13 protein-coding genes are annotated in these 12,810 nt (G+C 70.6%); 6 read left to right on the forward strand and 7 right to left on the reverse strand.

Going from position 1 to position 12,810, the window contains the following annotated elements; all coding sequences use genetic code 11:
• Positions 1 to 26 precede the first annotated feature (26 nt).
• The gene (locus ABD832_RS36265) at positions 27 to 1,712 is read right to left on the reverse strand and encodes a ribonuclease J (RefSeq protein WP_344905210.1); all 1,686 of its coding nucleotides are present in this window, start codon (positions 1,710 to 1,712) and stop codon (positions 27 to 29) included.
• Positions 1,713 to 1,876: 164 nt separating this feature from the next.
• Positions 1,877 to 2,803 carry a 4-hydroxy-tetrahydrodipicolinate synthase gene (gene dapA / locus ABD832_RS36270; RefSeq protein WP_344905213.1) on the reverse strand — a complete coding sequence of 309 codons (927 nt, stop codon included), beginning with the start codon at positions 2,801 to 2,803 and terminating at the stop codon, positions 1,877 to 1,879.
• A gap of 572 nt (positions 2,804 to 3,375) precedes the next feature.
• Between dapA and ABD832_RS36275 the strand changes: the two genes are divergently transcribed.
• The gene (locus ABD832_RS36275; protein WP_344905216.1) at positions 3,376 to 4,098 is read left to right on the forward strand and encodes a GntR family transcriptional regulator; all 723 of its coding nucleotides are present in this window, start codon (positions 3,376 to 3,378) and stop codon (positions 4,096 to 4,098) included.
• 158 nt (positions 4,099 to 4,256) lie between these two features.
• Positions 4,257 to 4,985, forward strand: a complete 729-nt coding sequence (locus ABD832_RS36280) for a JAB domain-containing protein (RefSeq protein WP_344905219.1) — start codon at positions 4,257 to 4,259, stop codon at positions 4,983 to 4,985.
• A gap of 105 nt (positions 4,986 to 5,090) precedes the next feature.
• Here ABD832_RS36280 and ABD832_RS36285 read toward each other — a convergent pair whose 3' ends face one another.
• Positions 5,091 to 5,684, reverse strand: coding sequence for a pyridoxamine 5'-phosphate oxidase family protein (locus tag ABD832_RS36285; RefSeq protein ID WP_344905222.1), 594 nt, complete (start codon positions 5,682 to 5,684; stop codon positions 5,091 to 5,093).
• A 244-nt stretch (positions 5,685 to 5,928) separates the two neighbouring features.
• Here ABD832_RS36285 and ABD832_RS36290 point away from each other — a divergent pair, with 244 nt between their 5' ends.
• Positions 5,929 to 6,402: a GNAT family N-acetyltransferase gene (locus ABD832_RS36290; protein WP_344905225.1), complete on the forward strand. Its 474-nt coding sequence runs from the start codon at positions 5,929 to 5,931 to the stop codon at positions 6,400 to 6,402.
• A gap of 258 nt (positions 6,403 to 6,660) precedes the next feature.
• Here the strand turns inward: ABD832_RS36290 and ABD832_RS36295 are convergent, their stop codons facing one another.
• A complete protein-coding gene (locus tag ABD832_RS36295; RefSeq protein WP_344905228.1) occupies positions 6,661 to 6,906 on the reverse strand; it encodes a hypothetical protein in 246 nt (81 codons plus the stop codon).
• A 188-nt stretch (positions 6,907 to 7,094) separates the two neighbouring features.
• Here ABD832_RS36295 and ABD832_RS36300 point away from each other — a divergent pair, with 188 nt between their 5' ends.
• A complete protein-coding gene (locus tag ABD832_RS36300) occupies positions 7,095 to 7,577 on the forward strand; it encodes a GntR family transcriptional regulator (RefSeq protein WP_344905231.1) in 483 nt (160 codons plus the stop codon).
• Between the two features lie 97 nt (positions 7,578 to 7,674).
• Entirely contained in the window at positions 7,675 to 8,139 is a 465-nt protein-coding gene (locus ABD832_RS36305) for a winged helix-turn-helix domain-containing protein (protein WP_344905234.1), read from the forward strand.
• Positions 8,140 to 8,143: 4 nt separating this feature from the next.
• Here the strand turns inward: ABD832_RS36305 and ABD832_RS36310 are convergent, their stop codons facing one another.
• From ABD832_RS36310 to ABD832_RS36320, 3 genes are all read right to left on the reverse strand, one after another.
• Positions 8,144 to 8,620, reverse strand: a complete 477-nt coding sequence (locus ABD832_RS36310) for a peroxiredoxin (protein ID WP_344905237.1) — start codon at positions 8,618 to 8,620, stop codon at positions 8,144 to 8,146.
• Between the two features lie 213 nt (positions 8,621 to 8,833).
• A complete protein-coding gene (locus ABD832_RS36315; protein ID WP_344905240.1) occupies positions 8,834 to 10,024 on the reverse strand; it encodes a serine hydrolase domain-containing protein in 1,191 nt (396 codons plus the stop codon).
• Positions 10,025 to 10,300: 276 nt separating this feature from the next.
• Entirely contained in the window at positions 10,301 to 11,338 is a 1,038-nt protein-coding gene (locus tag ABD832_RS36320; RefSeq protein ID WP_344905242.1) for a DMT family transporter, read from the reverse strand.
• A 34-nt stretch (positions 11,339 to 11,372) separates the two neighbouring features.
• Between ABD832_RS36320 and ABD832_RS36325 the strand changes: the two genes are divergently transcribed.
• Positions 11,373 to 12,746 (forward strand): aminotransferase-like domain-containing protein, encoded by a 1,374-nt coding sequence (locus tag ABD832_RS36325; protein ID WP_344905441.1) that lies wholly within the window; start codon positions 11,373 to 11,375, stop codon positions 12,744 to 12,746.
• Positions 12,747 to 12,810 lie beyond the last annotated feature (64 nt).

Below are 12,810 nucleotides of genomic sequence, written 5' to 3' on the forward strand. Positions count from 1 at the left end.
GACCGGCCGCCGCACGGAGGGAGGCGTCAGACCTCGATGACGACCGGGATGATCATCGGACGGCGGCGGTAGGTGTCGCTCACCCAGCGCCCCACGGTCCTGCGGACCACCCTGCGGACCTGCTGGATGTCCACCACCCCGTCGGCCGCGTTCTCCTGCAGGGCCCTTTCGACCTGCGGCAGGATGTCGTCGAACATGGCCGGGTCGATGCCCGACCCCCTGGCGTGGATCTCCGGTCCCCCGGTGAGCTTGCCGGTGGCGGTGTCGATCACGATGACGACGGAGATGAAGCCCTCCTCGCCCAGGATGCGACGGTCCTTCAGCGCGAAGTCGGTGACGTCGCCCACCGAGGTGCCGTCCACGTAGACGTACCCGGCCGGGACAGCGCCCACGATCTTGGCGCGGCCGTCGACCAGGTCCACCACGACGCCGTCCTCGGCGATCACGATGTGGTCGTCGGGCACCCCGGTCAGCGCGGCGAGCTTGGCGTGCGCCCGCAGGTGACGCCACTCGCCGTGCACCGGCATGAAGTTGGACGGCCGGGTCAGGTTGAGCACGTACAGCAGCTCACCCGCGGCGGCGTGCCCGGAGACGTGCACCTTGGCGTTGCCCTTGTGCACCACCCGGGCGCCCCAGCGCGACAACCCGTTGATCACGTTGTTGACCGCGGTCTCGTTGCCCGGCACCAGCGAGGAGGCCAGCAGGACCGTGTCGCCCTCGGCGATCCGGATCGGGTGGTCGCGGTTGGCCATCCTCGACAGCGCCGCCATCGGCTCGCCCTGGGACCCGGTGCAGATCAGCACCACGTCCTCCGGCGGCCAGCCCTCGATCTCCTTGGAGTCGACGATCAGGCCCGGCGAGACCCTCAGGTAGCCCAGGTCGCGGGCGACGCCCATGTTGCGCACCATCGAACGGCCGACCAGCGCGACCTTGCGGCCGTGCCTCTCGGCGGCGTCGATGACCTGCTGGACGCGGTGGATGTGCGAGGCGAAGCTCGCCACGATCACCCGCTTGCCCGCGGTGCGGACGACCTCGTCGATGACCGGCGCGATCTCCCGCTCGCTGGTGACGAATCCCGGCACCTCGGCGTTGGTCGAGTCGGACATCAGCAGGTCGACGCCCTCGGCGCCGAGCCTGGCGAACCCACCCAGGTCGGTCAGGCGCCCGTCGCTGGGCAGCTGGTCCATCCGGAAGTCACCGGTGTGCAGGACGATGCCCGCGGGCGTCCTGATCGCGACGGCCAGCGCGTCCGGGATGGAGTGGTTGACCGCGAGAAACTCGCACTCGAACGGCCCGAACCGGTGCCGCTCGCCCTCCACCACCTCCCGCTTGACCGGCTGGATCCGGTGCTCGGTGAGCTTGGCCTCGATCAGCGCCAGCGTCAGCCTGGAGCCCACGACGGGGATGTTGCGGCGCTCGCGCAGCAGGTACGGCACGGCACCGATGTGGTCCTCGTGCGCGTGGGTCAGGACCACGGCCTCGATGTCGTCCAGGCGGCCCCGGATGTACTCGAAGTCGGGCAGGATCAGGTCGATGCCGGGCTGGTCGGGCTCGGGGAACAGCACCCCGCAGTCGACGATCAGCAACCGGCCCTCGAACTCGAACACGGCCATGTTGCGGCCGATCTCACCGAGACCGCCCAGTGCGACGATGCGCAGGGCGCCCTCGGGCAGCACGGGCGGCGGCCCGAGCTCGGGATGGGGGTGACTCATCAGGCCACACCTCTCTCAGGGGTCTCACAGGTGGCGACGGTCCCCGCGGGCAGCAGGACTACTCCCTCGCCGAGCACCCCGTCCCCCAGCGGACCGACGTGTCTTCTCTCTCGCAAACTCTTGTTCCTCCCGGATGCGGCCGATGAAGGCCGCTCTGCTGCATTTCAGGTGACAACTTCGTCGGACGGCTTCACACCGCCCGCGATCAAGTCTTCACGCAGCCTCGTCAGCTGCTCGCCGGTCGCCTCCGCCAGGGGAGGTCTCACCGGCCCCACGGGCCGCCCCACCATGCCCAGCGCCGCCTTCGCCATGATCGCGCCACCGGCCTGCATCATGATCCCCGAGATCACCGGGAGCAGCCGCCGGTGGATCGCGAGCGCGCCCGCGACGTCCCCGGCACGGTACGCCTCGATCATGGCGGCGATCTCCGCCCCCACGACGTGGCCGATCACGCTGACGCACCCCACGGCCCCCACCGACAGCCACGGCAGGTTGAACGCGTCGTCCCCGGAGTAGTAGGCCAGGCCGGTGGAGGCGATGACCTGCGACCCCTCGTACAGGTCGCCCTTGGCGTCCTTCACCGCGACGATCCGCTCGTGCCGGGCCAGCCGGGCGAGCGTCCCGCTGTGGATCGGCACGCCGCTGCGCCCGGGGATGTCGTAGAGCATGACCGGCAGGGCCGTGGCGTCCGCCACCGTCACGAAGTGGCGGTAGATCCCCTCCTGGGGAGGCTTGCTGTAGTACGGCGTCACCAGCAGCAGGCCGTGGGCCCCGGCGCGCTCGGCGGTGCGGGCCAGCTCGACGCTGTGCCGGGTGTCGTTGGTCCCTGCCCCGGCGACGACCGTGGCGCGGTCGCCGACCGCCTCGACGACGGCGCGCAGGAGGCGCTCCTTCTCGTCGTCCCCGGTCGTCGGGGACTCACCCGTCGTACCGCTCACGACGATACCGTCATTGCGCTGCTCGTCCACCAGGTAGGCGGCCAGCCGCCGTGCTGCGTCGTAGTCGACCGATCCGTCGTGGGTGAACGGCGTGACCATCGCGGTCAGCATGCGGCCGAAGGGGGCGTCGGAGGTTCCAGTTGGCGCTGCCATAGACCGAACGGTACCCGGATCCGTCGAAACGGTGGACCCCGCCACCCCGCCTGACCTCCGTCCACCGATGGGCACAAGAGCGAACATCCCGCCCACCGGCCTGCTGCACACCGTACACGCGGATATGCGCCGCCACCGTGACGACCCCGGTCGCGTCAGGGCGGATCCGGCCCGCCGGGACGGATCCCTCCCCGGCGGCGCCCGAGAAGCGGGGTCGGACGAGGCCGATCGCCCTCACCGCGCACGCGGGCGTGGCGCCCGGAGTTTCATGCCTTGTATGATAGCGGAGAGGTGCTTTGACCGTTTTTGCGGGGCCGATGGTCCCCGGAACGGGCCCGGAATGCCTCCGGGACATGAGAAGAGGCCGCCGATATGTGCTCGGGGGTACACACATCGACGACCTCTACCGTTGAATCGGCGCTTCTTACGCGGGCGTTACACGGTCTCTGAGATATTTTCGGGCACTTCTGGGAGCCGTCCCGCAAAGTTGGGGTTCCAAATCGTTACCATTACCCTGCGTTGCGCCTTGAATACGACAGGATGGGACAACCCCAGAACCCAGGGATGGACACGTGGCAAGCTCCGATCCTGTCTACCTGCGCGTCGTCGCCGACATCCGGCGCCAGATCGTCGACGGCTCCCTTCCCCCCGGTGCCCCCGTCCCCTCCCGTGCCCAGCTGACCCGGAGATACGGCGTGGGAGAGACCGCGGCCCGGCACGCGCTGCGGGTGCTCGCCGCCGAGGGCCTGATCGTCGGCCGCGTCGGCTCGGGCCACTACGTCCGGGAACGGCCGGTGCTGCTCCCGCTGCACCGCTGGCGTTTCCACGACCACCACACCCCCTTCGGCGCCGACATCCAGTCCCAGGGCACCCGGGCCACCTGGGACTGGCGGACCGAGCCGGCCGACGCCACCCCCGACATCGCGCACCGCCTGCGGCTGGACGAGTCCGCACCGGTCGTCCGGACCCGCTACGTCTTCCGCGGTGACGGCAGGCCGGTCCAGCTCGCCACCTCCTACGAGCCCGCCGAGTTCGCCGAGCCCGCCGAGGAGGTCCCGCGCGGCCTGGTCGCCCGCCTGTCCGCCCAGGGCGTCAAGATCACCGACATCGTCGAGCAGGTCTACACCCGCGTCCCGCAGCCCGCCGAGAGCGACGCCCTCGCCCTGCCGGCCGGGGTCCACGTCCTGCACGTCGAGCGCACCCACTGGGCCGGGGACCGACCGGTGGAGACCAGCGACATCGTCATCCCGGGCGACCGCTTCCGCCTGGTCTACAGCCACCCCCTGCACCCCTGAGCCCTGTCCCTCAGAGGTCGTTCCCGCGGCCCTCGCACGATCCGGGCCTTCCGCCATGCCCGAACCCTTCATTCCCCCGGGAGACCCCGTCGCGGACCCGGCCGGAATGTCGGCGCGCCCTGGTAGAACCGAGCTGGTTTTCCGAGCCGGAGGTGCCGATGCGCGTCAAGGACATGCCCGCAGGTGACCAGCCCCGGGAGCGCCTCCTCGCCGGTGGCGCCACCGCGCTGGCCGACCGTGAGCTGCTCGCCCTGCTGATCGGCTCCGGCAGCCGTGGCACCAACGCCGTGGAGCTGGCCTCCCACCTGATCGCCCACTGCGGCGACCTGCACGGCCTGGCCCGCTCCGACGCCCACCGGCTGATGCGGGTCCCGGGCATCGGCCCGGCGAAGGCCGCCCGGGTCATCGCCGCCTTCCACCTGGTGCGGCAGGCCCAGTCGGAGCCGGAACGCCGCCGCGTCACCTGCTCCGGAGACCTGGCCGCCGTGGTCGCCCCCCTGCTGCGCGGCCTCGGCCACGAGCGGGTGGTGGCCGTGGTCTGCGATCCGAGCGGCGCGGTGACCCGTACGGCGATCGTCAGCGAGGGGGGCAGCGACCACGCCCCCGCCCCGGTCCGGGAGATCATGAGCGTCGTCCTCAGCTCCGGAGGCTCCTCCTTCGGCCTGGCGCACAACCACCCCAGCGGCTCCCTCGACCCCAGCCCCGCCGACCTGGCCGTCACCGACCGCCTCCGCGACGCCGCCGAGACCGTCGGCCTGCGCTTCCTCGACCACCTGATCGTCACCGACACCACCTGGCGCCGCGTCCCCTACGACCCGTCCCCCGCGTTCCCCGCGTCCTCCGCGGACGACCCGGGTTCCGGATCACGGCGTACGCGCGGCGGGTGAAGAGCGGAGGCCACGTCCGTCCTCCGCCGCACCCGGCTCGGGGCCGCTCACCCCTGACGGTCCTGTCGGCGGACCCGTCGTGGTGACCGCCTCACCGGCCGGGTGTCACGCGGTGCGCGGAAGTGGCGGCAGCGGCAGGGGCAGCCCCGGAAGACCGTCGATGCTGGACGCGACGTGATCCTTCTTCTGGAAGTACTCGTCGAGCGACTCGTCGGTCTCTCGCGCGAAGCGCGACGCGTGCAGCGGGCGGTCCTCTTCGTACGTCATGAACGGGACGGCGTACCCGCAGGTGTCGCGGATCTTCTCCGCGGTCACGACGATGATCGCGCGCAGGCCGTGCAGGGTCGGGTCGATGCCCGGGAAGTGGCTCATCAGCTCGGCCCAGCGCGCGTCGTCGCGGAAGACCGGCTCTCCCCGGCCGTGCACGCGCACGATGTTGGGAGGGCCGTCGAAGGCGCACCACATCAGGGTGATACGGCCGTTCTCGCGCAGGTGGGCGATCGTCTCGGCGTTGCTGCCGGCGAAGTCGAGGTAGGCCACGGTGAGCTCGTCGAGCACGGCGAACGAGCCGTTCAGGCCCTTGGGCGAAAGGTTGATGGTGCCGTCGCCGTCCAGTGGCGACGTCGCGGTGAAGAAGATGTGCTGCGCCTCGATGAAGGTACGCAGCCTGCCGTCCATCCGCTCGTAGCTCTTTCCCATGGGCCGATTATGGCAGGGTGATGATCTCTCTCCCAGGGCGTGAGACAGGGATCACGCGCCGCCGGAACGGGCCGTCGTCCCAGATCATGATGGGCTTCCCGGTCCGGACGTCGCCCGGTGCGCGCTCCGTGGCCCTGGCCGTCGCTCGTTTGTCGGTGCCCGTCCCTACTGTGTGCCGGGCGTTTGTCTCCGCCTCGGACGCCTTCCGGGTTCGAGGCCGGCCGCACGGTGAGAAGGGCACGGCGTGAGCGATCTCGTACTGCGTGACACGATCCAGGACGACCTCCAGGCGTTCTACCGGCACCAGCTGGATCCGGAGGCCAACCGGATGGCGGCGTTCACCGCGAAGGATCCCGCGGATCTGGACGCCTTCACCGCCCGCTGGGGGCGGATCCTCGACGACGACAGCGTCAACGAGACGATCCTGCTCGACGGTGAGGTCGTGGGTCACGTGCTGACGTACGGCCCGGCCGACGAGCTCGAGATCACCTACTGGATCGCTCCGGAGCACTGGGGACGCGGCATCGCGTCCAGGGCGGTCACGGAGTTCCTCACCCGCCATCCGGCACGGCCGCTGTTCGCCCGGGTCGCGAAGGACAACCTGGGATCCCTGCAGGTCCTGCAGAAGTGCGGTTTCAGCGTCTACGGCGAGGACAGCGGGTTCTCCCCCTCCCGCGGGGAGACCGTCGAGGAGTTCCACCTCAAGCTCACCTCGTGACGGTCCTCAGGCTCGGGTCGCGCGGCGATCCCCTGGCTTCGCCATGACTTCTCCGGCGATACGGCACGTTCTTAGGAGAAAGAGCCCGGCAGGCGTGTGGGAAGGGAAGCCTGCCGGGCGTCGTTCGGCGGTTCCGCACCGATCCCCTCCGAACTGTGCGGAACCGCCGCCCGACCTTCCCGGATCGTCATGGCCCCTCAGGAAGGTCGGGAGCTCGGGTGTGCCGGTTGAAGGGTTCCCCCAACCGGCACACCGACGTCAGTGGGCGGCGCCCTCCAGGAGCCGAAGCCACAGATCCTGTGTTCGCCGGGCGATCGTCCAGGGCGACTCGTGCACGACCACTTCCCTTCTCGTCCGTTCCGTTCGCCGTACGAACATCAGCCCGCCCGCCTGACAGAGCTCGTAGAAGACGGGCCGGCAGTCACAGGTGTGCTCCTTGATCCGCAACCGGCCGGCCCTCGGCCGCTCGGGCCGCCAGTCGACGGACTGGTGCCTGTGCCGCAACGGCGCAACGTGGTGCCCGTGATGCCGTTCGACCGGCACTCCGATCACCACGCGTGCTCCCACCTCCCGCGCACTCACACGTTGACGATACGTCTAGTCGTCTCTTCTCGTCAAAACCAAAATCGCTTTTCGTCGTTCCAGACGTCCTGTTATGACCTGGTCCGTAGCTGTTCGCCTATATTTTGAATGTGCTCGATCACGACGGAGACACCCACCTGTACCTTCAGATCGCAGAGATCATCCGCCGGCGGATCACGGATGCCGACCTTCCGTCAGGACATGCCGTTCCCAGCGAGACCGACATCAGAAGCGAATTCGGCGTGGCACGGACGACCGCGAGGCGAGCGGTTCAAATATTGCGAGACGAGGGGCTCGTTTACACCGTTCAAGGTGAAGGAACATTCGTGGGCCCGCCCGACGAAGGAATTCGTCAACCCCGTAGAACGCCCATGTATCAGCAGATAGCGGAGGATATCGCCGAGCGAGTCCGCAGCGGTTCCCTCCGGCAGCGCCGTCCGATTCCGAGCGAGACGATGCTCATGCAGCAGTACGACGTGGCCCGGGAGACCGTACGCCGCGCCGTCGGTCTTCTTCGCGATCAAGGATGGATCTACACCGTGCCGCAACGCGGGAGTTATGTCTCCCCTGAGGAGAAATGGCCTCAGGAATAGCAAAGACGTTCACAGATTTTCCACAACCGGTCGTATCGGCGCGTCTACCGTGTGACCCGTGTTGGACAGAGATGGACCGGTGCCCCTGTACAGGCAGGTGGCCGACATCGTGCAGCGTCATATCGCCGATGGCGATCTCGTTCCCGGGCAACCCGTTCCGAGCGAGGCGGAGTTCGAGGCCGAGTACGGCATCGCGCGTACCACGGCCCGCCATGTGTGCCGGGAACTTCGCGCCCGAGGCCTCGTACACACCATCCAGGGCAAGGGGACTTTCGTCGGTCCCGCAGGAATTCCCCTTCGCCGACGGAGGACTCCGATCTACGAGGAGATCGCCGCGGAGGCCGCCCGCATGATCCAGGACGGCAGGATCAAGGTCAATCGGCGCATTCCCAGCGAGAAACTGCTCATGCGGGAGTACGGCGTCGCCAAGGCCACCGTCCGGCACGCTGTCGCGTTCCTGCGCGATCAGGGCTGGGTCTTCACGGTCCCCTACCGCGGAACCTACGTGTCCCCTCCGGAGAAGTGGCCGACAGCTCAAGGCCACGGTCTCCCGGACGAATGAACGATTACGGGCGAGGACGGGAGCGGAGGACCTCCAGGGCCCGGTCGGCGTGGGACTGCATGGAGGTCTCGCTGTGGACGACCTCCAGGATGCGGTGGTCCACGTCGATGACGAAGGTCATCCGGCGGGTGAGGAAGGGGCCGACCGCGATGGTGCGGCGGGCGCCGAGCTGCCGGGCGACCGTTCCGTCCGGGTCGGAGAGCAGGGGAAAGCCCAGCTCGTTGGTCCGGGCAAACCTCGCCTGCCGCTCGACCGTGTCGCGGCTGATGCCGATCCTGGTGGCACCCACCTCCGCGAAGTCGGCCGCCATGTCACGGAAGTGGCAGCTCTCGGCCGTGCATCCGGAGGTCATCGCCGCCGGATAGAAGAAGAGCACCACCGGTCCCTTGGCGAGGAACTCGCTGAGCCGCCTCGGCGTGCCCGTCTCGTCGAGAAGCTCGAAGTCCTCGACCTTGTCTCCCACCGCGAGGCTCACGCCCACGACCCGTCTCCCTACGTCATCGGAGGGCTCCCGCCCCGCCACCGGGTCGTACCGGCCCGCGGGAGCGGAAGTCAGTGTTCCAACCTATTGTCCGGTGGCGGGAGGTCGAGCAACAGGGTCCCCCGGCCGGCTCGCCATGGAATGTCCGTTCCTCTGCTCCGGGAACGAGGGGAAGACCGCCCAAAGGCCCGGGGAGCGTGCGTCGTCCCCTGCTCAGCCGCCCTGGCAGTGGACGCCGGAGGCGATCGAGAAGATCTCCTCCGTCGAGACCGGGCGGACGTACGGATTGACGGAGAGCGTCATCACGCGCCCGTCGTCGACGCGGAAGGAGAAGGTCAGGTAACCGATCAGCTCGCCGCTGTGCCCCCAGACCGTCCTGCCGCACGGCAGCGTGTACCGCTGCAGGCCCAGGCCGTACGCGAAGCCTGCACCGGTGTCGACGGTGGTGCGCATCTGCTCCAGCATCGCCGCGCTGGTCAGCCTGCCGCCGAGGAGCGCGGCGAGGAACGTGTTGAGGTCGCCCGCCGTCGAGATCATCTCTCCTGCCGCCCAGTCCAGGGACGGGTTCATCCGGGTGGCGTCCACCACCTTGCCCGAGGGCAGCGCCTCGTAGCCGTGCGCGTGCGGCACCGGCAGGCCGGGCGCGTCACCCGGGACGAAGGTGCGGGTCAGCTTCAGCGGACGCAGGATGCGCCGCTCCACCTCCTTCCCGTACGACCGGCCGGTCACCTTCTCGATCAGCATCCCGGCGACGACGTAGTTGGTGTTGGAGTAGTGCCAGGAGCTCCCGGGCGTCGTGAAGTACGGCGGCTTGGCGAGGGCGACCGCGAGCAGCCGCCGGGGGCCGTAGGGCCGGAACCGGTCCGCGCCCCGCCACCGGTTGGTGGAGAGGCCCTCCTCGCTCATGTAGTCGTACAGGCCGCTGGTGTGGTTGAGCAGGTGCCGGATCGTGATCGCGTCGCCGTTCGGCACGAGGCCCGGCAGATGGCGTCCTACCGGGTCGTCGAGCCTCAGCCGGCCCTCGTCGGCCAGTTGCAGGATCACGGTCGCGACGAAGGTCTTGGTGACGCTGCCGATGCGGAAGTGGCCGTTCGGGGTGGCGGGGCGCCTCGTCCTCAGGTCGCGGACCCCGGCGGCGCTCGTCCGGGTACGGGTGCCGTCGTCCACCCGCAGCAGCGCGGCCGTCGCCGCCTTCGTGGCGACCATGCGCCGCAGCGGGTCCTCCTCGGTGACGACCTTGCGCCGCCGCGGGTCCTCTTCGGACGTGACCGTGTGCCCTGGCAGGCCCGCGACGTCGGCGGCCGGGGACACCGACAGCACCGAGAGCATCGAGAGCACGGACAGAACGCTGAGCAGGGAGGGCAGGACGGCCGCCGGGAGCGGCGCGCGTCGATGAAGGATCATGGGAAGACGCTATGGACGGGACGCCTCCCGTCCCATGGGGCGGGCCGCCCGTCCGGCCGGCGGGCTCCACAGCAGGTACCTGCGGAAAACCCCAGGGGCGCCCTCCCGTCGGCCGGGCATCATGACGGCTTCCCTCGGAGCCTGCGCCTCGATGTCACGTCTTTCGAGGAATCGGGGGTGGACACGCGGTATGGGCACGGAGGGGACGACGGAGGGTGGCCGTACGGACGTGGCGGGCAACCTGTACGGGCGAGAGGGGCAACGGCGGCCCGTCGCTCAGGTGCGCGTCCGCTGGGTCAGCGCGACGCACGCCAGTACGGCCAGGGCCGCCACGACCGTGGCGAGGCCGAATCGCTCGTCGAGCAGGAGCCAGGCCCACAGCAGGGTCAGCAGCGGCTGCGCGAGCTGGGTCTGCCCGGCGCGGGCGATCCCGCCCATGGCCAGCCCGGCGTACCAGGGGATGAAACCGAGGAACATCGAGATCAGGCCCGCGTACGCCAGCCCGGTCAGCGAGGCGGCGTCGGGTCGCATCTCGGTGGTCAGCGCCAGCACCACGGTGATCGGTACGGTCAGCGGGGCGGCGACGACGAGGGCGCGGGAGACCACCTGCCAGCCGGGGGTCTCCCGGGCCAGGCGCCCGCCCTCGGTGTAGCCGGCCGCGGCCGAGAGCAACGCGCCGACGAGCAGGACGTCGGCCCAGCTGACATGCCCCCCGCCCATGCTGAGGGTGAAGACCGTGATCGCGGCGGCGCCCAGGCCGCAGGAGACCCAGAACAGCGCTCTGGGCCGCTCTCCGGCACGCAGCACGGCGCACGCGGCGGTGGCGGCGGGCAGCAGGCCGATCACCACGGCGGCGTGCGAGGTGGAGGCTCCGGCGTCGAGCGCCACCCCGCTGAAGATCGGGAAGCCGAACACCACGCCGCCCGCGATGACCACGTAGGACCGGAGCTGCGACCTGGGCGGCAGCAGCGGCACCCGGGCCACGAGGAGGAACGCGACCGCCGCGACCAGGGCGATGACGGCTCGGCCGATGGCCACCAGATAGGGGTCGAAGCCCTCCATCGCGAAGACCGTGGCCGGGAACGACCCCGAGAACGTGAGCACCCCGAGCCCGGCCAGCACGGTCCCGCGCCGGGCCGTCCCCGGCCGCACCCCGCCCCGGCCCGCCGCGCCGGGCGACGTCACACCACCGCCACCGCCATCGGCGCTGGCCCCGGCCCCGGCGCTGGCCCCGGCCCTGGCCCCGGCCCTGGCACCGGTGCCCTCGTCGACCGCTACTGGATCCGGAACGATAGCGCTACTCTTATCCCTCATGAATGACGATAGCAGTATCGTCCGATTGGCCGCCATGCTCCGCGAGGAGATCGGGCGCCTGCGCCCCGGCGACCGGTTGCTGTCGAGCCGCGAGCTGGTCCGGCTGCACGGGGTGAGCCCGGTGACCGTGTCGCGGGCGATCGGCAGGCTCGCCGCGGAGGGACGGGTGGTCACCAGACCCGGCAGCGGCGCCTATGTCGCACCCGCCGTCACACCGGCCGTCGCAAGCGGTGACGACGGCGCCGACATGTCGTGGCAGACGGTGGCCCTCGGCGACCGGGTGGTGGACGACAGCGCGGTCGCGTCCCTGCTCGCCCCTCCGCCCGAAGGAGTCGTCCCGCTCACCGGCGGCTATCTCAACCCGGCCCTGCGCCCGTCCAGAGCCCTGTCGGCAGCCGCCTCGCGGGCACTCCGGCGCCCCGACGTCTGGGCGATGCCCCCGCAGGCCGGGCTGCCCGAACTGCGCAGGTGGTTCGCCCAGGAGGTGGGCGGCGACGTCACCCCGTCCGACGTCCTCGTCGTCAGCGGCGGGCAGGCCGCGCTCACCCACGCCTTCCGCGCCCTGGCCGCCCCGAACACCCCGATCCTGGTGGAGACGCCCACCTACCCGGGCGCGCGGGCCGCGGCACGGGCCGCCGGGCTGCGGGCGACGGCCGTCCCCATGGACCGCGACGGGGTCCGGCCCGACCTGCTCGCCGAGGCGTTCGCGGTGACCGGTGCGCGGGTCTTCTTCTGCCAGCCGACCCTGCACAACCCCACCGGCGCGACGCTGTCCCTGGAGCGGCGTGAGCAGGTGCTGGCGATCGCCCGCGCGGCCGGCGCGTTCGTGATCGAGGACGACTACGCCCGCTACTTCGCCTCACCGTCCACGCCGCCGCCGATGGCCGCGCTGGACGTCCACGGCACGGTGGTGCACATCAACTCGCTGACCAAGCCGCTCTCGCCCAGCATGCGGGTCGCCGGGGTCGTGGCCCGCGGGCCCGCGGCCCACCGGTTGAGGGCGAACCAGCTGGTGGAGTCGTTCTTCGTGGCCAGGCTCCTCCAGGAGACGGCCCTGGAGTTCGTCAGCTCGCCCGCCTGGCGGCGTCACCTGGCCACCCTGGAGACCGAGCTGACGCTGCGCAGGAACACGGTCGTCGCGGCCCTGTCCGCCCGGATGCCCGAGGCCGAACTCCACCTGGTCCCCCGTGGCGGCCTGCACCTGTGGTTGCGGCTCCCCGCCGACCGGGACGAGGACGCGCTGGTGGAGGCGGCCAGGAGGGCGGGCGTCCTGGTGGGTCCCGGGCGCGTCCACTACCCGGCCGAGCCTCCCGGGCCGCGCATCAGGATCACCCACTCCGCTCCCGTGCACACGGCCGAGCTGGTCGAGGGCGTCCGCAGGCTGGCGACCGCGTTGAACGGGTCCTGACCGCTCACGACGGACCACCACGGACGGACGGCGAACGCGGCACCGACGGATCCGCGAACGAGCC

It is taken from the genome of Streptosporangium longisporum (assembly GCF_039534895.1).
GTDB lineage: Bacteria > Actinomycetota > Actinomycetes > Streptosporangiales > Streptosporangiaceae > Streptosporangium > Streptosporangium longisporum.